20 protein-coding genes are annotated in these 21,742 nt (G+C 40.4%); 6 read left to right on the plus strand and 14 right to left on the minus strand.

What is annotated here, in order from left to right:
* Positions 1–81: 81 nt before the first annotated feature.
* The 12 genes from CJ263_RS09030 to CJ263_RS09085 form a co-directional block, all read right to left on the minus strand.
* Complete coding sequence (locus tag CJ263_RS09030) at positions 82–717, minus strand: carbonic anhydrase (protein ID WP_094996963.1); 636 nt, start codon at positions 715–717, stop codon at positions 82–84.
* Between the two features lie 90 nt (positions 718–807).
* On the minus strand, positions 808–1,434 hold the full coding sequence (locus tag CJ263_RS09035) for a carbonic anhydrase family protein (protein ID WP_094996964.1): 627 nt from the start codon (positions 1,432–1,434) through the stop codon (positions 808–810).
* A 19-nt stretch (positions 1,435–1,453) separates the two neighbouring features.
* Positions 1,454–3,046 (minus strand): SulP family inorganic anion transporter, encoded by a 1,593-nt coding sequence (locus CJ263_RS09040; protein WP_094996965.1) that lies wholly within the window; start codon positions 3,044–3,046, stop codon positions 1,454–1,456.
* Positions 3,047–3,120: 74 nt separating this feature from the next.
* A complete protein-coding gene (locus CJ263_RS09045) occupies positions 3,121–3,405 on the minus strand; it encodes a hypothetical protein (protein ID WP_158657118.1) in 285 nt (94 codons plus the stop codon).
* Between the two features lie 71 nt (positions 3,406–3,476).
* Positions 3,477–4,238, minus strand: coding sequence for an SH3 domain-containing protein (locus CJ263_RS09050; RefSeq protein WP_094996967.1), 762 nt, complete (start codon positions 4,236–4,238; stop codon positions 3,477–3,479).
* Positions 4,239–4,240: 2 nt separating this feature from the next.
* Entirely contained in the window at positions 4,241–6,019 is a 1,779-nt protein-coding gene (locus tag CJ263_RS09055) for a BatD family protein (RefSeq protein WP_094996968.1), read from the minus strand.
* Positions 6,020–6,029: 10 nt separating this feature from the next.
* A complete protein-coding gene (locus tag CJ263_RS09060; protein ID WP_229702398.1) occupies positions 6,030–6,893 on the minus strand; it encodes a tetratricopeptide repeat protein in 864 nt (287 codons plus the stop codon).
* Between the two features lies 1 nt (position 6,894).
* Positions 6,895–7,941: a VWA domain-containing protein gene (locus CJ263_RS09065; RefSeq protein ID WP_094996970.1), complete on the minus strand. Its 1,047-nt coding sequence runs from the start codon at positions 7,939–7,941 to the stop codon at positions 6,895–6,897.
* Between the two features lie 3 nt (positions 7,942–7,944).
* Positions 7,945–8,943, minus strand: coding sequence for a vWA domain-containing protein (locus tag CJ263_RS09070; RefSeq protein ID WP_094996971.1), 999 nt, complete (start codon positions 8,941–8,943; stop codon positions 7,945–7,947).
* Positions 8,944–10,599, minus strand: a complete 1,656-nt coding sequence (locus CJ263_RS09075) for a hypothetical protein (protein WP_094999184.1) — start codon at positions 10,597–10,599, stop codon at positions 8,944–8,946.
* 4 nt (positions 10,600–10,603) lie between these two features.
* Positions 10,604–11,470: a DUF58 domain-containing protein gene (locus CJ263_RS09080; protein WP_094996972.1), complete on the minus strand. Its 867-nt coding sequence runs from the start codon at positions 11,468–11,470 to the stop codon at positions 10,604–10,606.
* A 100-nt stretch (positions 11,471–11,570) separates the two neighbouring features.
* A complete protein-coding gene (locus tag CJ263_RS09085) occupies positions 11,571–12,572 on the minus strand; it encodes an AAA family ATPase (protein ID WP_094996973.1) in 1,002 nt (333 codons plus the stop codon).
* 157 nt (positions 12,573–12,729) lie between these two features.
* Here CJ263_RS09085 and CJ263_RS09090 point away from each other — a divergent pair, with 157 nt between their 5' ends.
* From CJ263_RS09090 to CJ263_RS09100, 3 genes are read left to right on the plus strand one after another with little or no spacing between them, the layout of a single operon-like run.
* Entirely contained in the window at positions 12,730–13,605 is an 876-nt protein-coding gene (locus CJ263_RS09090; protein WP_094996974.1) for an aldo/keto reductase, read from the plus strand.
* Positions 13,606–13,615: 10 nt separating this feature from the next.
* Complete coding sequence (locus CJ263_RS09095; protein WP_094996975.1) at positions 13,616–14,371, plus strand: SDR family NAD(P)-dependent oxidoreductase; 756 nt, start codon at positions 13,616–13,618, stop codon at positions 14,369–14,371.
* On the plus strand, positions 14,368–15,504 hold the full coding sequence (locus tag CJ263_RS09100; protein WP_094996976.1) for an ATP-binding protein: 1,137 nt from the start codon (positions 14,368–14,370) through the stop codon (positions 15,502–15,504). The genes CJ263_RS09095 and CJ263_RS09100 overlap by 4 nt, the downstream gene beginning before the upstream one ends.
* On the opposite strand, the gene CJ263_RS09105 is transcribed toward CJ263_RS09100, so the two are convergent.
* Together CJ263_RS09105 and CJ263_RS09110 are read right to left on the minus strand one after the other, a co-directional pair.
* Complete coding sequence (locus tag CJ263_RS09105; protein WP_094996977.1) at positions 15,501–17,441, minus strand: alpha-amylase family protein; 1,941 nt, start codon at positions 17,439–17,441, stop codon at positions 15,501–15,503. The genes CJ263_RS09100 and CJ263_RS09105 overlap by 4 nt on opposite strands.
* Before the next feature lies 1 nt (position 17,442).
* A complete protein-coding gene (locus CJ263_RS09110) occupies positions 17,443–18,387 on the minus strand; it encodes a carbohydrate kinase family protein (RefSeq protein ID WP_094999185.1) in 945 nt (314 codons plus the stop codon).
* 317 nt (positions 18,388–18,704) lie between these two features.
* On the opposite strand from CJ263_RS09110, the gene CJ263_RS09115 reads away from it, so the two are divergent.
* From CJ263_RS09115 to CJ263_RS09125, 3 genes are read left to right on the plus strand one after another with little or no spacing between them, the layout of a single operon-like run.
* A complete protein-coding gene (locus CJ263_RS09115) occupies positions 18,705–19,838 on the plus strand; it encodes an SPFH domain-containing protein (protein WP_094996978.1) in 1,134 nt (377 codons plus the stop codon).
* A 56-nt stretch (positions 19,839–19,894) separates the two neighbouring features.
* Complete coding sequence (locus tag CJ263_RS09120; RefSeq protein ID WP_094996979.1) at positions 19,895–20,977, plus strand: DNA helicase PriA; 1,083 nt, start codon at positions 19,895–19,897, stop codon at positions 20,975–20,977.
* Positions 20,974–21,708: a metallophosphoesterase gene (locus CJ263_RS09125; protein ID WP_094996980.1), complete on the plus strand. Its 735-nt coding sequence runs from the start codon at positions 20,974–20,976 to the stop codon at positions 21,706–21,708. Before CJ263_RS09120 ends, CJ263_RS09125 begins: the two co-directional genes overlap by 4 nt.
* Positions 21,709–21,742: the final 34 nt, after the last annotated feature.

Consider the following 21,742-nt stretch of genomic DNA (forward strand, 5'->3'; position numbering starts at 1 on the left):
GCAGCAAATTTAAAACTTTTAAAAAACGTAGGATCTGTTTTTCTAGATTAAGATGATCTAATAAATAGTATTATGAATAAGTTAATCCAAATGATATATCTCCATAATCTCCTTAAGTATTCTTTCAAAATCGATATTGAGATCGATCAATTTACCTGAATGGACGTCAAAAACCCATCCATGGACCGTTAGGTCTCGTTGCCGATAAGCTTTCTGCACGACTGCGGTTTTAATAAGGTTGACACATTGCTCTTGTACATTTAGTTCCACCAAGCGGTCATATTTTTTTTCTTCGTCCTCAATCGCATTCAACTCATCTTTGTGAAGCCTATAAACATCCCTAATACAACGTAGCCATGGGTTTAATAGGCCTAAATCCGCAGACTGCATAGCTGCTTTAACCCCTCCGCAGGCGTAATGACCGCATACTACCAAATGGCTCACCTTCAAATGTTCTACGGCGTATTCAACTACGGACATTGTATTCAGGTCAATATTAATGACCATATTGGCAATATTCCTATGAACGAAAACCTCACCGGGATTTAGCCCCATAAGTTCCTCCGCAGTAACACGGCTATCTGAACAACCAATATATAAGGACTCCGGCTTTTGGCCTTTGCCAAGTTCATTGAAGTAATTTCGCTGCAATGAGAGTTTGTCCTGAATCCATTTTTTATTGTTTTCAAATATCTTGTCTAAGAAATTGGATGCCATAGTATAGTATTAGTCGATAGAAAGATAGTCTATTCTGAAACAAAAAAGCCAATGCTTTTAACATGGGACTTTCCTTAGGGTTATATGTTTTTAGTAGAAATCAACTGCTCCAGAGGATATATCATACATAGCTCCAACAATCATAACTTCTCCATTTTCCTCCATTTCTGCCAAAACACGACTTCTGGCCCTTATGTTTTCTATGGTGATTTCTACATTTTTTGCAGAAACGTTATCTACGAACTCTAAGTTGGAAGAATTTCTTTTACTTTCATCTATTGGTTCCTTTACAGCGGCTACTGCAGGTTCTATTTTATTGATTAAAGCGGTAAGATTTCCCAACCTGGCATGGTCACAGGCTCCTTTGATAGCTCCACAGCTTGTATGCCCTAGGACTACAATTAGTTTGGTACCTGCCAATTTACAGGCAAACTCCATACTCCCCAAAATATCCTCGTTCACAAAATTCCCTGCAATCCGTATACTAAATATATCTCCTAGTCCTTGATCAAAAACCAGTTCAGCAGAAACCCGTGAATCAATACAGCTCAAAATAGTGGCAAAAGGGAATTGCCCCTCACTGGTATCGTTCACCTGCTCCAAAAGATTACGGTTAGCCTTTAGGTTGTTTTGAAATCTTTGGTTTCCCTCTTTTAAAAATCGCAATGACTTTTCAGGGGTCATTGTTGCTTGGGTTTCTTTTGTATGTGCTTTCATTTTTCTTTTTTTATTTACACTAGCTAAGGCTTAAATCTGATTTCGGTTTTTTCTGAAAAAACTCCACAAAACTGTCTGGGTTTTCTACTACCCCGCGCTTCGAAATTAATTTAATATCTATATTTCGTTCTTTGGCCTTAAATCTAAAATCTTCTAGAATTTCTATAATATCGTTATCCAGATATCTTGTGTTTAGAACATTAAGCTCTAAAAATGTATTCTCAGGAAGATTATGCAACTCTTTTAGAATGGCTCCTTTGTTGAAAAAGGTGACCTCCTCGGCTAAGGTCATCTTTATCCTCGGTGTACCGTCGCTTTTGTCTTCTATATGTAAAAAGTGGGAGTTTTGGTAACTTTTCAGTAGGATTACAATAATTCCAACGGCTAGGCCAAGACCTATACCTATTAAAAGGTCAGTAAATACGATACCTACTACTGTAACAAAAAAAGGTACTGATTGTTTCCATCCCAAATCGTACATTTTTTTGAAGAGCGCCGGTTTGGCCAATTTATAGCCCACAATAAATAATATGGCGGCAAGTACGGAGAGGGGTATTTTATTCAATAAAGTTGGAATAAGAATTACGGAAAACAGTAGTAAAAAACCATGCAAGATAGCGGACAATTTGGTTCTGCCCCCGGATTGTATATTTGCTGAACTTCTTACAATTACCTGGGTAATGGGTAAACCACCAATCAGACCTGAAAGAATGTTACCTGTTCCTTGTGCCAATAACTCCCTGTTTGTTGGTGTAACATTTTTGTGTGGGTCCAATTTATCGGTCGCTTCTACACAGAGTAAGGTTTCCAAACTTGCAACTAAAGCTATGGTGAAACCGGTTACCCAAATCTGAGGGTTTGTAATAGCTGAAAAATTAGGGAAGCTGAATTGGCCAATAAACGAATTCAGATCATCTGGAACAGGAACACTTACCAAGTGGGACTTGGCAATGGAAAAAGTATCGCTATCTTGTGTAAACGCATAAAAAAGAATACCCAAAACCACTGCCACCAAAGGTCCTTGAACCACTTGAAAGAACTTCGCTTTTTTAGCCAAAACATTGTCCCAAACTATAATTACCAATAGGCCCACGATTCCAATAACCATAGAACCTAAGATTAGATTGTCGAAAATATGATATATGGCGGAGAATGTATTCTCTCCTGTAGGCTCAAGAAAACTATCAGCTCCCTCCGGTTCGGCATCATAGCCAAAAAAATGGGGTATTTGTTTTAGTATGATAATAATTCCAATCCCCGTTAGCATACCCTTAATGACAGAGGAGGGGAAATAGTACCCAATGACACCTGCTTTCAAAACTCCGAACAAGATTTGTATTATTCCTCCTAAAACAACGGCAACCAGAAAGTTTTGATAACCACCTAGGGTTCCAATCGCAGTGAGAACAATGGCGGCTAATCCTGCTGCAGGACCACTAACTCCAATCTTAGATCCACTCAGCGCCCCTACAACAATACCACCAATAATACCGGCAATTAAACCGGAGAATAAAGGAGCGCCACTTGCCAATGCAATACCTAAACAAAGGGGTAAGGCTACAAAGAATACTACGATACTCGCGGGAATATCATTTTTAATATGTTTAAACATAAATATTGAGATTGTTAGGTCATCCAAATATGGAAGACTGGTTATTCATTAATACTAGACGTTAAAAGAAAAACCTAAGATTTTGGGGGAGGTAAAGATACTTCAATGTTACCCGAAGAATGATACTCTGTACGGTCATTAAAGGCTAAGGTCTTTTTGTCGATGGGACAAAAATCTATGTTAAGATTGAATACTAATGCTGTTCCTATAAATTCCTTGGTTTCTTGTTTTTCTTCCTCATCGTTTAAATCCATAACTATAGGATTTTTCACATCTAGATCCATCAAGGTTATTAATGATGGAGCCAAAATGGCTATCATCAATGAAATGGCTACTAATAAGTTTAAGATAGGTTTCAACAACAAAGGGTTTGCTTTCCACTAATATAAGCATTCTAACGAGAAAGCACAGGTTAGATGAGCAAATGGGCCTAAAACTGCTTTAGTATTTTAAGATCTTTTTCCGGCATCCAACCGGTTTTGCCATCAGAAAGTCTGATTCTCACGTAATTGTTCAAACTTTCAAGTACGTTGACCTTTGTACCGGAGTGCAAAACAAAAACTTCATCACTGGTTGTATTGGGTTCTGAGCTTATGGCAACTTCATCGGCAAAAATTATAGCGGGATTGTACGTATTGTACGAGTTGAGTTCAATAGAAGCGAATATGATAAAAACGACACAAAGGAAAAGTGCTATTAAACTACCAATAAATGCAAACCTTTTTTTTGTGGAATATCGATTGTAATAAAAGACAATGTACAGTAGAATAAAAAGTGCCATACATAATATACTGGCATACGCCCATTGGTCAAATGTCAATCTGGACGTAATACTTTTATAAATTCTGGAAAAACCCGTTTGGGGCAAGGTATCTATAGCGTCTAGCGTCATGTTTTGGGCATAGGCCAAGTTGGTCTTTACTTCTTGGTCGTCCGGATTCAACAAGAGCGATTTTTCATAATAATAAATGCTTTCCGGTATTTGATTCAATTTATAATAGGCATTTCCAAGGTTGTAATACAATGCGGCCGAGTGTTCTTTGCTCTGCAATATGCTATCATAAGCTTGAATGGCCTTTTCATATTCACCGTTGTTATAGGCCTCGGTAGCCTGATTGAACAGGGCCTCATTTTGAGCATTTCCCAATAACCCTAATAGAAGACCAAATAGTATGGATAATTTCTTGAACATACCTACAATTGTTTATCCATTAATGAAATAACCTCACTTGCCTTGTCATAGTCCCTTTGCATTTCTACCTCTGAAAATGGACTATACCTGGCCGCTTCGCAATTCTGTAACAATCCTATGAACTCCGCAATTGTAGATTGCTCTATGCCCTTTTTGGATAATAATTCAGAAATTTTGTCTTTGCTAAATTCAGAGGTTTCTATTTTTAGTTTGGCTTTTAGGTAATTATGCAATGCCCTTTCCAAGGCAATATAAAAAGCATCCTTGTTCCCAAGTTCCTTTCTTGCGGCAGAAAGATATTTTCGGGCCAATTTATTGGCCCGCTTTACTTTGTTGCCAATGACATCCTCCGCAATAGCATCTCTTTTCTTCCTTAGGAATATGGCCAACGGGATAAACAGCAATGGTCCTAATAACCATAAATAATAACGGGTAGAACCAAAGAAATATGAAGTATCTATTTTCGAGAGGTTGGGGGATAATTTTATAAAATTAAACTGGCTACCGGTTGTAACTACTTGTTGTTTATTGGTTTGGCCAATGGCCGAATTTGAGAGGTTTCCGACATTATTGGGACCTTCAAGAACATTGATGATTATCTCTTCTGAATTTAACGTCTCGTATCTTTCAGTTTTTGGATTGAAAAAGCTGAAGGAAATGGAAGGAATGGGATATTTACCCCTGAAAGAAGGAACAATGGTGTAACTGTTGCTTACTTTTCCCTGCATTCCGCTTAGGTTTGTTCTCACGTCTTCAGTAAACTCAGGCTCATACACTTCTAAAGAGCTTGGAAGATCAGGTTCTGGAAGCTTAAAGAGCTTTAAATTTCCTTTACCACTAACTTCAACGGTGGCTTGTAATGATTCTGTGGCGTTCAGGTCCGTTTTGGTTGTATTGACCCGAAAATCGAAATCACCAACTGCACCTGTAAAATCTGCGGGCTGATTGGCCACTGGTAAACTCTTCACATTAATGACCCTATTTCCGGCGGAGACGGTTTTATTGGTCTGCGAATAAATTCTACCTCCAAAAAAATCCCTTCGGGCTGTGGGAACGTCTACCGTAACATCCAAGGATAAAGGTTCAATTTCCAGTTTGCCTACCTTTTGCGGATATAAAACTACCCGCTTTAATATTACATAACGATAGGGTTTACCCTGATAGGTTCCATTTTGGGCGGTCAATCTTGAAACTCTAATATCCTGACTCCAAAAATTATTATATGTAGGATTGTCCAAGGGTTGATAGTTGGAAACACTGATATCGGGACTTACGTAAAGCTTATAGACCACGCTGATGGCCTCGTTCAAATAAGGGTCCGTTTTAGAAACCTCCGCAACCAAATGAAGGTTTTCATCTGCAACGTCGTCTGCTGTCATTTGATCAGATGGTTTGTCTACCGCTGTGGTCACTTCAATTTCCTTGGGTAAAGATTTATAGGTTTTACCTGCTATTACAATCGTCGCCTGTTCAATGGTGAATTTACCTTTCGCAGTGGGTGCCAAGGTATAGGAATAGGTCTTGGAGTAACTTCTTACACCATTGATCCAAGAAGAGCTGATGGATTGTGAGGGTCCCATTAAAACCCGAAACCCTTTAAAATCTGGGGGGTTGAAATTATCACCATCCTTGTTCATGGTAAAATCGACCCTGAGACGTTCGTTTAACCCCAGTTTGTCTTTGCTCAACTTCATTTCAAAGGTAACGGCATCATCTTCCTGTCCTCGCATCAATACGGCGAAGAGGAAAAGCGGAACCAGTAAAAAAAGTTTTTTGATCATTGTTCCTTGCTTACCAATCTTTTTCGTTTTTTACTTTCGCCCCTTTTACTTTCTTGGCATCTATTTTCTCCTGTACTTGTTTTTCGGCGTTTTGCATGGCCCTTAAAAGATTTTCTACCTGTTGCTTTGACAGCTGGTTTGGTTTTCGCTCTTGCTGTTCGTTTGGTTGGTCACCTTGTTCCGGTTTCTTTTTCTGTTCTTCTTTTTCGTCACCATCCCCTTCTTTATTTTCATCCTTCTTTTCATCGCCCTTATCACCTTCGTTCCCGTCTTCGCCCTGGTCCTTGTTATCCTGGTTCTGATCTTCTTTATTGTCCCCTTCCTTATCCTTATCCTGGTTTTGGTCCTTCTTGTCCTCTTGGTCTTGCTGGTCCTTATTATCGTCGTTCTTGTCTTTGTTCTCCTCTTCCTCCTTTTTTTGCATTTCCTTCGCTAGGGCAAGATTATAACGGGTTTCATCATCCGTAGGGTCGTTCCTAAGGGCTTCTTTGTAGGCTTCAACGGCTTTTGGGTAGTCCTTCCGTTTCATAAAAACGTTGCCCATATTATGATAGGCTTTGTGTTTTTCCTGTTTGGAAGTCGCTACTTCGCCAGCTTCCTTGAATCTCCCAAATGCTTCGCTATAGGTTTCATTGTTATAATACGCCGTTCCTAGATTGTAGGGAGCCGCTGCATTTTCCGGACTTTTTGCAATGGCCTTTCTGTAATCCACTTCAGCTTGCACAAAATTATTTTCGGACAGATTTTTATTTCCATCCCAGGTCAAATTGGTTGAGGTCCTTAATGCCTTTTCTTTTTCCCTTGCATCCTCTTCCTGTGAAAAAACAGAAACGGAAATGAAAAGAAGTAAAAATGTAACTATTGATTTTTTCATTTTATTCCGGATGTTTTTCATTAAACAAATTGAGCTTCTTCAACCATTTTGTCTTGCGGTCCAAGATAAAGATTTCCAAAAACAGGAACAACAGCCCTGCTCCCAGGAACCATTGGAATTGATCTTTGTATTCCGCAAATTGTTTGGCCTCAAACTCTTTTTTATCCATTTGTAACAATTCTTCCTTGATGAACTCGACTGCGGCTTCCGTATTGGTTCCGTCTATATATTCACCATTCCCCTCATTGGCTATCTCTGTGAGCACCTCTTCATTGAGCTTTGTAATGACCACTTGTCCTTGTGCATCCTTTTTTAGGGACTCCATTATACCATTTCTTTTAATGGGAATTACGGAGCCCTTTTCGGTTCCTACCCCAATGGTATAAATGGTAATACCTTCGTCCACGGCTTTTTCCACTGCACTAGCGACAGAGTCTTCGGAATGATCTTCACCATCGGATATTATAAACAATACTCGGTTGGTCTGTTCCTCATCATCATAAAAGGTCGTTGCCAATTCTATGGCCTGGTTGATGGCGGTTCCCTGGGATGTGAGCATGTCCGTATTCATACTTTGTAAAAACATTTTTGCTGCACCATAATCCGTTGTAATGGGCAATTGCGGGAAAGCTTGACCGGCATAGGCGATAATCCCAATTCTATCGCTTGCCAATTGGTTAATAATTTCCGAAACCAAGCGCTTAGCCTTTTCCAGCCTATTGGGAGCTATATCCTCCGCCAACATACTTTTGGAAACATCTACGGCAAAAACGATATCAACACCTTCTCTTTTAACGGTCTCCAATTTAGTGCCTATTTTTGGGTTGACTAGGCCCATTATCAATCCGGAAAGCCCCAAAAGAAACACTATGAGCTTCAGCGTTCCCTTATAATAGGACCTTGTGGGAGTCAATCGCCTTAGCAAAGAGGTATCGGCAAACCTTTTTTGAGTCCTTTTTTTCCAGATTATTAGGAACAGGAACATGACCACGATTACCGGGATGATGAACAATAGATAAAAGTAAATTTTTTCGTCTAACTGAATCATGTCTTATATAAAGCTTCTGAATACTGTATTTCTCAAAATCCATTCCAAAAGAAGAATTCCCAAGGCCAGTAAAACCCATGGTCTAAACTTTTCCTCGTATCGGTAATATTTAAACTCCTCTATATCCGTTTTTTCCAATTTGTTGATTTCATCGTAGATTTCCTCCAAGGTCTCATTATCGGTCGCCCTGAAGTATTTTCCCCCGGTCACGTCTGCAATACTTTTCAACAAATCTTCGTCAATTTCCACTTGGCGCATGCCGTATCTATAAGAGCCATCGGCATTATATGCAACTGGGGACAAGGCATTTCCATTGGTTCCTAGTCCTATGGTATATGTCTTAATCCCATATTCGACGGCCAAATCCGCCGCAGTCTGGGGCTCAATAAAGCCAGAATTGTTTACCCCGTCCGTCAATAAAATAATGATTTTACTCTTCGCTTTGCTTTCCTTTAATCTGTTGACGGAGATGGCTAGTCCCATTCCTACTGCAGTACCATCTTCCAATTGGCCATAGGTTATTTCCTTAAGGGCATTGAGTACAATATCCTTATCTGTAGTTATGGGTGTTTTGGTATATCCTTCCGCGGCATAGGCTACTAAGCCAATTCGATCATTGGGTCTCTTTTTGATAAAGTCCGAAGCTACCTCTTTTAAAGCGGAAAGACGATTTGGTTTTAAGTCTCTGGCCAACATACTGGAGGAAACATCGATGGCCATCACAATGTCGATGCCTTTTGTGGTTTTGGTTCGGGTAGAGATGTCCTCAGTCTGTGGCCTGGCCATGGCCACAATAATGGCACTCAGGGCAAGCAACCTTAGTATAAACAGCCCTGGCTTTAACTTCGGTAGAAAACTGGTGTGACCAAAACTTTTTATGGTTGATATTCTAAGAGCTGCCGTTTCTTCCTTCCGTTTAAAAATATACCATGCTATCGCTAATGGCAATATTAAAAAAAGCCAAAAGAAATACGGATTTGCGAATGATATATTGTCTAACATCTAAACGTCTGTTTTTACCTCTACACTGGTTAGAATCCTGTCAACTATTTCCTGGGCGTAGGTATCACTTTCTAGCCAAGTGAGTATTACGTTCTGTTGAAAACCTTTTCCACCAAAAAGCAGTACCGTGTATTTTCCTTTCAATAGCTCATTGGAACCGGGAACTGGAAAATCTCCGCTACCATATACTTTAATTCCTTTAACGCCACTTATGGTAGTGAATTCCTCCTGCTTTGTAATGATATTTTTTGCTCCCTGGTTTTCAAATCCTTTAATGATTTGCTCGATGGACTGTTGAAAGGCGGCCTCCACTTCTTGGTTCATGGTTACGGAGGTCGTTGCCACGGTAAACAGACCGATTGGGCTATGGTATCCAAAAGCCTGTATGTCTTGGATGTTGGCTTTCGCCTCTGGAGGTAGTTTAACTTCCTGTCTTACCAATACTTTGGGGGTTTCTAAAATGATGGGGGGAAATCCATAGGAACTTGAAATCCACTCGCCCTCCAATAATTCTTTGGTGGGGTGCCCCAGTACAGTGTCCTTTAAATAGGTAAAACCAAATTTGAACCCTGCGATCACTACGCCCAAAACAATAATTCCGGCCAGGGTCGATAGTCCAATAATAAGTTTTCTTTTTTGTTTTTTTCGGCTCAACTCCTCCAAATACTCCGCTTGTTGCATAAGTTCTTCCTCCGTGGGTTCCGGAAGTGCTTCATGGGTCCTAACCACTATCTGTTCCACCAATTTCCGATCTTGTTCGGCTATTGATGTAGAGGGTTTGGTTCGAGCAAACTTAACAAGGTCTGCCGTTTGCAGGATATTGTTAAACTGCTTAATGGTATCTTTATCCAATTCCAATTCTCCGGAGTCACTTAAAAGCTCCAATTTTTCTATCAATTGACCTGTGGTACTTTCCAATGCGGCGACATGCACATCCTCTTCCAAATACGCTCTAACTATGGTCGTTAACTCAGAATAGTATTCCTTGAATTCGTCCTGTATCAAATATTTGGAGTTTTCAAGTCGCTTCAATTCCAATAGTGCCTTATCATATGCCGGCAGCAAAGCTTCCTTTTCTTCTTGGGTCAAAGGTTTTTTGCGAATGAAGAACCAATAAAAAAGAAAGCCAAGGATCAAGAAAACCAAAATTCCTATGACTAGGTATTTCCACCAATCCGTATGGCTTTTTTCAACATTGATTAGAGGCTTTATATCATACATCTTTTGTGCAACGGTATCTACGGGAACCGTTTCCACATCGATCATCATAGAATCTGTAAAATATCCGATTCCATTAATTTCTATACGTTGGGTGGGTAATTTATACGATCCTGAATCAAATTGGGTTAATGCATATATTTTTTGAAGCGTTAGCCGGTCCTTTTTCTTGGTGGTGTCCGTTGCAAAAGCTTCAACGGTTTCCAAGGGAGAAAAGGTCTGTCCTTCAGGGAATATCACCTGGTCCGTAGAATCTATGTCCACGGAAACCTTCCAATGCACCTGTTCCCCTATTTTGATATATGTGGTATCAACGGAAGTAACGATAGTAGGTTTTTCCTGAGCCTTGCCACTGAAAAGGAAAAGCAGGAGACAAACGGTAAGGGCGCACCTCGACCATGATAAACTAAGAATATTTATATGGTTTCTTCTTTGCATTTGATTATCCTCTTCTTTTAAAATAGCCCAATAGTTTTTTAACATAACTCTCGTCCACCCTACAATCCAGGACTCCACAGCCGGACTTGGTAAAGGTTTCCTTAAAGTAATTGACCCGTTCCATATAGAATTCGGTGTAGGAATTTCGAACTTTTTTGGATTGTGTATTTACCAATTGTAAGGCTCCTGTCTCTGCATCTATCATTTGCACCACTCCTAGATTGGGAATATGCTCTTCCCGTTCATCATAGATTCGTATTCCGGTAACGTCATGTTTGTTCCCGGTTATCTTTAAGGTTTTTTCGTAGTCCGATGCTATAAAATCTGAAAGCACGAAAACGATGGCCTTTTTCTTCATTACGTTGGTAAGGTACTTCAAGGCTTTGGCAATATCCGTTTTATTGCTTTTTGGTTTAAATTCCAATAATTCCCGAATAATCCTTAGAACATGTGTTTTCCCTTTTTTTGGAGGGATGAACAGTTCTACTTCATCCGAAAACAATATGACGCCAACCTTGTCATTATTCTGCAAGGCACTGAAAGCCAGGGTAGCCGAGATTTCCGTTACTATTTCGTTTTTGAACTGATTTTTAGTACCGAAGAATTCTGAACCACTCACATCCACCATGAGCATCATGGTCAATTCCCGTTCCTCCTCAAAAACCTTAACATAGGGTTCATTGTACCTTGCGGTAACGTTCCAGTCAATGCTCCGTACATCATCTCCAAATTGATACTGTCTTACCTCGCTAAAGGTCATCCCCCTACCCTTGAACGTAGAATGATATTCCCCACCAAAAATATGGTCGGACAGACGACGTGTCTTGATTTCAATCTTACGAACTTTTTTGAGTAACTCTTTGGTATCCATTTTTTTCAGTTTGCAGGGAATAGTAAGCAGCAGTCAGCAAGAACATCCCAAAGTATCTTCCAGTGGACAATGGGTTTTCCCGTGATGACCGTGAACTGATTTATGGTACTTCTATCTCGTTTACGATTTTATTGATGATTTCCTCAGAGGTAATGTTTTCCGCTTCGGCCTCATAGGTAATTCCTATTCTGTGACGTAGGACATCATGAACCACGGCCCGTACATCTTCTGGAACTACATACCCCCTTCTTTTTATGAAGGCGTAACATTTTGCCGCATTTCCAAGATTTATACTACCACGGGGAGATGCTCCAAAACTGATAAGGGGCTTTAGGTTTTCCAAGTTATATTTTTCTGGATAGCGGGTCGCAAAAACGATATCGAGAATATATTTTTCAATTTTTTCGTCCATGTACACTTCCCGAACGGCCTTTTGTGCACTAAGAATCTGATTTAAGGACACTACGGGCTTAACCGTATCATAGGCGCCCAATAAATTTTGACGCATAATCAATTGCTCCTCGTTCATTTTTGGATAGTCGATTACCGTTTTAAGCATAAAACGGTCCACTTGTGCTTCGGGCAGAGGATATGTACCTTCCTGTTCCACAGGGTTCTGGGTGGCCATTACTAGAAAGGGCTTGTCCAGAATAAAGGTTTCGTCCCCAATGGTAACCTGCTTTTCCTGCATGGCCTCTAAAAGTGCCGACTGTACCTTGGCAGGTGCCCTATTGATTTCATCCGCAAGTACGAAATTAGCAAATATCGGTCCCTTTTTTATAGAGAAATCGTTCTCCTTTATATTGTAAATAAGAGTTCCAACGACATCGGCTGGCAAAAGATCGGGAGTGAACTGAATTCTACTAAAACTTCCTTTTACGGCCTTGGCCAAGGTGTTGATCGCCAGTGTCTTTGCCAATCCTGGGACACCTTCCAACAAAATGTGTCCTTGTCCCAGTAGACCGATCAACAATCTTTCCACCATATGCTTTTGCCCAACAATCACCTTGTTCATCTCGAGAACAAGTAAATCTATAAATGCGCTTTCCTGTGCTATTTTCTCATTGACCGCACTTATGTCTACAGTTGTATTTTCTTCCATTTATCAGGTAATAGTTTGCGTAATTTAGCTAAAAAATTAACAGTTGTGCAAATTGAAAATTAATTAATTGAGTCGCTGTTAACGATTGGTTAAAAAAACCCACAAGACCTTATTTTTATGAAGTATTTAAGGGATTTCTTTTTAAATTAACCTCCTTATGAAAAACCCTCCCACATATTCTAAAATTATTGCCGGGACCATGACCTGGGGCAAATGGGGCAAAAAGCTTTCTACCGATGAAATGATTGGGTTAATGAACCACTGTTTTGAAATAGGGGTTACTACTTTTGACCATGCAGATATTTACGGTGATTATACCAATGAGGAAGATTTTGGCACGGCGTTTATGAAAAGCGGCCTTAAAAGGGAGAACATTCAATTAATCAGTAAATGTGGCATTCAGTTCAAGGCGGAAACCCGGGACAATAAGGTAAAGCATTATAATTATGAGGAGCGCTATATCATTTGGTCCGTTGAACAATCCTTGAAAAAGTTAAAAACGGAATACTTGGATATGTTTCTATTGCATAGGCCCAGCCCATTGATGGACCAACATGAAGTTTCCAGGGCCGTAGAAAAGTTGAAAAAGGATGGTAAAATCAGGCAATTTGGGGTTTCCAATTTTACACCTTCTCAAATAGCACTATTGGAAACCGCTGTGCGAGTTGAAGGGAACCAAGTAGAATGTTCCCTGACCCACAACGAGGTCATGGAAGATGGCACGTTGGACGATTGTATCATTAAAGAGAGAATGGCCATGGCATGGAGTCCACTTGGAACCTATTTTAGAAAGTCTTCCGAGCAAAGTAAAAGAATTCAAAAAGTGTTGGACCTTTTAACGGATAAGTATAAGGCCACCGAGGATCAATTGCTCCTTTCTTGGATAATGAAACACCCCGCAAATATATTTCCCGTTGTGGGAACTGCAACGCCGGAGCGACTTAGCCTGGCCATGAAGGCGGTGGATATTTCCTTGGAACTGGAAGATTGGTTTTTATTGTTGGAAGCAAGTAATGGAGAAGAAGTAGCATAAATAATTAGGAATGAACAAAACAGCATTTATTACTGGGGCAACCAGTGGAATTGGAAAGGCAACAGCGGAATTATTTGCCAAAAAGGGAATCAATCTTGTTCTTTGTGGTAGACGGCAGAATAGATTGGATGACCTCAAGGAAAGACTTGGAGATAGTGTGATAATTCAAACCCTCACCTTTGATGTAAGGAACAAAGAAGCTGTTCAGGATGCCATAGGTTCACTTCCTCCAGAATTTTCCAAAATAGATATTTTGGTAAACAACGCTGGCAATGCGCATGGATTGGACCCTATAGAAGAAGGAAATCTTGAGGATTGGGATGCGATGTTGGACATCAATGTAAAAGGGCTGTTATACGTATCTAAGGCAATACTTCCTCAAATGATCGAAAGAAAAGAGGGACACATAATTAATATTGGCTCCACTGCAGGCAAGGAGGTATATCCAAAGGGAAATGTCTACTGTGCCAGTAAGCACGCTGTAGATGCTATAAATCAGGGGATGCGTATAGATTTGAACCAATATGGGATACGCGTTGGAGCGGTAAACCCTGGTTTGGTCGAAACCGAATTCAGTAATGTACGATTTAAAGGGGACGATGACCGGGCGGACAGTGTATACAAAGGATTTGAACCCTTGAGGCCCGAAGATATTGCAGATATCATATATTTTGTGGTGACCAGGCCCTACCATGTAAACATTGCGGACCTTGTCGTCATGCCCACGGCCCAAGCTTCCTCCACCATTGTCAATAAAAACCTATGATCAATAAACGCTTACTTGTTAAAAACTTACTCGCTCATAATGACGAAAACAGTTTTTACGACAAAAAGCGTTTTATAGCAATTGGTGAAAAAGAAGGAAAGGCGAAATTCCTGAAACATGTCTGTGCGCTTGCCAATAGCAACCCCAAAAACAATTCGTTCATAGTGGTGGGGGTAGAGGACGAGGACAATGCCATTGTTGGAGTAGATTTTTTTGACGACAGTAAAATCCAGAATCTTGTAAATGCCTATTTGGACAACCCACCTTTGATATCCTATGAAAACATTCCCTTTCCCCACCTCAGCGAAGGCAAGGTCGTAGGTTTGGTAACCATAAGGTCCATTGGAAAGGTATGTTCCCTTCGCAAGAATATTTGGAAATATTATGGGGGCTCCGTATTCTTTAGGGAAGGGAGTATTAGTCTGCCAAAAGCGTATGGCGTGGAGCTAAAGGACATAAATTCCGAGACAGTTGCCACTATAGAACAACATGCCAGAAATAATATAGAACTGACCCTGGACGGTGTCATTGACTTTTTGAACAATCGACATAAAGACCTGGAAAGTGACTACAAAGTCTTTAAGGAACAATTTGTGGTATGTTGGGCAGGAAATAAAAAGGTAGTCAAGGGGCAGACCTATTATTATCGGGTGGATATAGAATTGATCAATGAGCAGGTAAAATTGTTTTATTCGGATTTGGACGAGATAACCATTGATTTTGATGAAAGTTCGTTTACCACCATGGAATACATCCACTTAGGCTTGGGATCAAAGCAGAAATATTATCCGCTAGAAAAGGTTGTAATCCGTTTTAAGGATAATGGCACGTACAAAATGGAGTCGAAATTATTGTTTGAACCTCCACAATATGATAAAAAAACCTTGTTCCATGTATATAATAGCAGCAATGCCCTATTATCAAAATTAAAGAACAACACAAGATTGACTGCTTTGGAAAAATCGGACCTGGAATTTTTGGCTGATACCTATTTGATTTGTTACTTAAACGGTTTTGAGGAGGCCAAAAATCAAATGGATATGGCCAAGAACTTAGTAAAGAAGAGCTACCCAAAGACTTACATGTCTATAAAGGAAGCCCTAAGGGTATTGCGAAAAGTGAAATACAACTAGATATTGGTAATCCAGTAATGCCCGAAAGGTTTCATGTAAAATTCCTTGTTCCCGTTTAATGTTAGCGGTTCTTCCGTAATAAGGTCCATAGAGGAACTCCCCGTTAAAATACCAATGGACAGTAACCATGATATGTCCAAGCTTTGTGAAACTTCATCGAAATTGGAGAAGACCCAGACCGATTTATCCTCCAGTTTTCGTTCATACACAAAGATATGGGGGTTTGGAGTTTCATGCAGGATGATATTGTTTCGGTCTGCAAAAACGGAATTTTCCTTTCGAATGGAAATCATTTTTTTTAGGGCTCCGTAAACTTGGGTAGCAGGACCATCTTTTTCATCTAATTGTTCGACTACTTTCCAATCCTGTTTGGGGCGATTCACCCACCTACTGTCGTTTTTATGTTTGGGGTCTTCCATAAAAGAATAGTCGTTTAAGGTGGCAATTTCGTCACCGGCATAAATAATGGGAAGACCACCAAAGGATAGGATGATGCCATGCATCATAATTATTTTATCCAAGGCATAGGTAATACTATTCTGGTTTTTTTGTTCCAATGCAGTTTCTAGCCCTAACAGGGAGGCTGCACTGCCGGTAATACGACCGTCCCCATTTTTAGGATTGTACATAAACATAAGGCCCCTGGCCGGGGACCATTCCAAACGCCCACAGAAGTAATTTAAAATAAATTGCTTGTGGGGAAAAGGTTCCCAGCCCATTGCTCGTACGAAATCATCGTCGTACCCTAATCCTATATCATCATGGCATCGAATATAATTTACCCATGTACAGTCAATGGGTTTACCGGGTATTTCTTTGAGGCTTTTCAGCATCAAAGAACATTTTTTTGTTGCTATGGAATTCCACAGAAGGGCCATTAATGAGGCGTTGTAGGCTATTTCACATTCGTTGCCCTGATATTGGTCCTTTCCAAAATATTTGATAATATCACGTGGGGCCACAATAGCTTCGGCCAAAAGTATGACGCCTGGCGCAATGACCTGTAGGCACATTCTAAATAAGGAAATAAGGGTATGGGCCTCCGGCAAGTTTTGCGAAATTGTTCCCAGTTTTTTCCAAAGAAATGCAAGGGCATCAAACCGTATGACATCTACTCCCATATTGGCCAAGGCCATTAAATTTCCCAACATTTCCAGAAAAACCTCTGGATTTCGGTAATTAAGATCCCACTGATAGTTATTGAAAACGGTCATGACCCATTTATCCATTTCCGGAACATAGGTAAAATTACCAGGGGCGGACTCGGGGAAGATTTCCGGTAAGGTTTTCTCAAAGGCATCGGGGGTTTCCCTATCATCATAGGTATAATAAAAGTCCTGATATTTTTTCTCCCCCTTTTTTGCTTTTTGGGCCCACTCAAATTCATCCGAAGTATGGTTTACTACAAAATCCAACATCAAGAACATGTTCATTTCACGGGCCTTTTTGGAAAAATCCAAAAAATCATCCTTTGTTCCGTATCTAGGGTCAACTTCGTGGTAATTGTTCACCGCATAACCTCCGTCATTTTCTCCGGCAGGTCTAGTGGTTATAGGCATCAGGTGAAGAAAATTTACTCCAAGGTCGTTCAAATAGGGGAGTTTAGTCTGCAGGTCCTTGAGGTTCTTGCTAAATCGGTCCACATAAAGTTGCATTCCCACCAACTTTTCACTCTGGTACCAGTTACTTTCCTGAAGTCTTTTTAAGTCTTGTTTTTTTAGTTCATGGGGCCTTTCCATGAAAAGGGATTCCAATTTTGCCGGAAGTTTTTTGGAAAACACCTCTTTATCGACCTCTGGATATAGCAAAAAGAACAAGTCCTTTATATACGTTAGATTAGTATGGAACCTCTGCTTAAATTGTTCGGTCGTGTTTTTTTGGCCTTTCCCTAAAATATTTTCGGAGGCTATTAATTTGTGCAAAGCCGCTTGGTTCATGCTAGGAATCTAATTGTTTTTGGGTGGGCAACGATTCTATGGCCCCGAAGTTAGTAGTGGTAATGGCACCTGCCTTGTTGGCAAGCGCAACAATTTTGGTTAGTCTGTCCTCATCGTTTAAAAGCGCATCCAAACTATCATGGGCGGAAATCTGTTTTAGCATACAGCCGATGAATGCATCTCCCGCACCTGTAGTATCCACTGGTGTTACCTCAATACTGGGTATGGTTTTAGAAAAGTTCTTTGTGCTCAACAGGGTGCCTTCCTTACCCAAGGTTATAACGATAATGGAGACGCCAATCTCATGAAGTACGGCACAAGCCTCTTTTAAATCTTTTTTTCCGGAAAGCAATTGGGCCTCTTCAAGGCTGAATTTTCCAAGATGGGATTTTTGGATAAAAGGCGTGCATTTTTTTACGAAGACATCCTCTTTATGTTTCCAAAGGTCTTCCCTATAATTTGGGTCAAAGCTTATAAAGGAGTCTTTGGTTAGGGCATCAAAAAAATATCTGTTATAGGATTCCTCTAAATTACCCCCCAACATGGCGGTGGCGGCACCAAAATGGACCATATTGTTCTTAAACTCTTTCTTTAAGGAGGTGTCGTACTTTAATTCCCGGTCCGCGCCCCTACTGAACACAAAATCCCGTTCACCGTCCTCGTCAATGGAGACAAAGGCCAGTGTGGTAAAAATATCGGATTTCTGTGCCATTGACGTATCCACATGGTTTTCTTCCAGAATCTGCAACAAAAAATGGCCAAAAGGGTCGTCCCCAACACATCCTACAAAAACACTTTTGCCTTCCAGTTTGCTAATGGCACTGGCAACATTGGCCGGAGCACCACCAGCTTTTTTGGTAAATTCCTTGGCCTTGGATAAATTCTTCCCTTGATTTTCAGCAACGAAATCAATCAGAAGTTCACCTATGCAGAATACCTTTTTCATCTTCGTAAATTTATTGAAGGATATCTTTTGATCGTAACACAACGTTAATTTTGAGCCTTGGTTGTAAATATCCATCCAAGTATAAAAAGCAATGTTTACAATAACATTCCATGTTACGTAACATGGAATTTGAAATTCTAAGGTAGTCAGAAAAAATAGGTTCGGCGAAAATTTGTTGTGAATAATTAGTTTTTCAGGGTCATGAGCGCACTTTCCTTCCCAGTTGCAGGGAATTTTATTATGGGCTTATCAACTTCTTCTTTTGTGGGAATTACGAGAAATGACTACCTTTTTACAACAATTAAAAACCTAAGAAAATGGGAATATTCGATGAGATTAAAAAGAAGCTGAGCCACGAGTTTATAGACATTGTAGAATGGTTGGATACTACTAACGATACCATTGTCCATAGATTTGAACGATATCAAAACGAAATAAAAAACAATGCCCAGTTGATCGTAAGGGAGGGTCAAAATGCCGTGTTTGTAAATGAAGGTCAGCTGGCGGATGTTTTCACTCCAGGAACCTATACATTGAATACCAGGAACTTGCCTATTCTCACTACTTTGAAAGGTTGGAAATATGGATTTGACAGTCCGTTTAAGGCTGAGGTATATTTTGTAAACACAAGATTGTTCACTGATGAGAAATGGGGAACAAAGAATCCTTTTATGTTAAGCGACAATCGTTTTGGGTTGGTAGAAATTCGGGCTTTTGGAACGTATAGTTTTAGGATAAACGATCCCGGAAAGTTCGTTGTGGATGTTGTAGGCACGGATGGTAATTTCACCAATTACGAAGTGAACGAACATTTAAAAAGTTTGATTGTCACCAGATTTACCGATACTGTTGGGGAGGCGAACCTACCTATTGAACTATATGCGGCCAATACCAGCGAGCTCTCGGAGACTTGCCAAGACGTTATGCAACCGGAGTTCAATAGGGTGGGCATCGAACTGGAAAAATTCTACATTGAGAATGTGTCCATGCCCGAAGAACTTAAAAAGGAAATTTTTGAATACAGCCGATTGGATAAATTGGATATGACCAAACTCTCACAGTTCAAGGCCGCCAAGGCTATGGAAGCCGCCGCAAAAAATGAGGGCGGAACTGCAGGTGCAGGTATGGGTATGGGAATGGGCTTTGTTTTGGCGCAGCAGATGGGCAATATGATGGGTCAATCCTCGCAACCCTTGGGAAATCAGGCACCCCAATCAGCCTCGGTTCCACCACCAATACCTCTCCAAGTGACCTATTTTTATGCAGTTAATGGCCAACAGACGGGACCGGTCTCTTTTGAAAGGCTGCAGGAACTATTTGCCAGTAGAACTATTAATAGGGATACCTTGGTTTGGAAGCAGGGAATGTCCAACTGGACTGCCCTTAAGGATGTGGAAGAATTAAAGTCCTTTTTGGGAGGAAATACACCGCCCCCTTTGCCCGGCGCATAATTTTGATTTGAATAGAAACAATAATTTCATTTTCAAAAGGAAGGGGAGAAGCTTCTATGGAAGAAATCCAAAATTCAGAACATAAAAAAGCCTGTGCCAATTGTGGCGCAGAGATGAAATTCAAGCCTGGCTCCCATCAGCTTACCTGTGAATACTGTGGCTACGAGGAGTTTATTGAACAGTCCAAAAGCAGTTTCGAGGAATTGGAATTGGCCCACTACCTAAAGATTGTTGGTGAGAACGCATACACGGAAACCATTGAACTTTTGCATTGTAAAAACTGCGGAGCCAACCAACATGTCGAGGAGAATTATAAGTCCTTGGACTGTGTTTATTGCGGTGAACCACTTATTCGGGAAGATGCTGAAGTAGAGGGTTGGATTACACCAGGGGCCCTTGTTCCTTTTCAGTTAGATGTCAAGAAAGCAAGGAATATTTTTAAAAATTGGGTAGGCAGTCTGTGGTTTGCCCCTAATAAACTTAAAAGAGCCGCACTGAACCCAGAAGGGCTACATGGTCTTTATGTTCCCTATTGGACTTTTGATGCCAATCTGCATGCAACCTATCAGGGCCAAAGAGGGGATTATTATTATGAGACACAGACCTATAATAGTAACAAGGGAAAAAGGACAAGACAGGTTAGGAAAACCAGATGGACCTATGCTTCGGGCACTGTGAACGGTTTTGTGGACGATATTTTGATCAATGCCTCAAATAGGAAACGAAGGGAAATCCCATCAAAAGTAGCTTTTTGGAATTTAAAGGATTTGGTCGGTTTTAACACAAAATACCTGTCCGGCTTTGTAACTGAAAAATACACCGTGTCTCTTAAGGAAGGACATCACTTGTCCTTTCAAGAAGCCAAGAATATCGCCTATAATTGGATCAGAAGGGATATAGGAGGAGATACCCAAAGAATAGCAAATGCGGACATCAAACTTACCGATGAGACCTTTAAACATGTTCTTTTACCCATATACCTTAGTGCCTACAGGTACAATGGAAAGGAGTATTCTTTCTATATCAATGGCCAGACTGGGGCCGTAAGTGGGAAAAGACCCTATTCCTTCTGGAAAATATTCTTTTTAGTGCTCTTTATCCTTGTGTTAATTGGACTATTTGCGATTTTTGCAAAATGACATTACAAAGAACCCTAGTTATAGGGGATATACATTCAGGATTAAAAGCATTGGAAGTATTGCTCAAAAGGGCAAGGGTAACAGAGGAAGACCGTCTTATTTTTTTGGGGGATTATATTGATGCCTGGAGCGATGCCGTTGAAACCATAAATTATTTGATTCAGTTGAACACCACGCATGATTGCATATTCTTGAGAGGCAATCACGATGAATTATGTTATGAATGGCTCACAGGCGGAAAGGATAATCCAACATGGTTCATGCATGGTGGGAAGGCCACAGCAGAATCGTATGCCAAGGCTGATGAAGCCACAAAAAAAAGACATGTTTTATTTTATGAGAGCTTGGTAAACTATCATTTGACCGAAGGCAACAAATTATTTTTACATGCTGGCTTTACGCATCTTAAAGGAATTGAACATGAATATTTTACCAAGGCTTTTTATTGGGACCGCACGCTTTGGGAGCTTGCATTGTCATTAAACCCCGATTTGGAAAAGGAAGATGATCATTATCCTAAAAGGTTGAAACATTATGACGAAATATTCATTGGTCATACTCCGGTGACGAGAATGGGCAAAACTACACCCCAAAATTCTGCAAATGTATGGAATGTGGATACTGGCGCGGCTTTTAGGGGCCCCTTGACGGCCTTGGATATTGATACCAAGAAATTCTGGCAGAGTGACCCTGTGCACACTTATTATCCCGGTGAAAAGGGGAGAAATTGAAAAATGAATTGAAAATTAACGTTAAAAGGTTATA

The sequence above is a fragment of the Maribacter cobaltidurans genome (assembly GCF_002269385.1).
Classification (GTDB): domain Bacteria; phylum Bacteroidota; class Bacteroidia; order Flavobacteriales; family Flavobacteriaceae; genus Maribacter; species Maribacter cobaltidurans.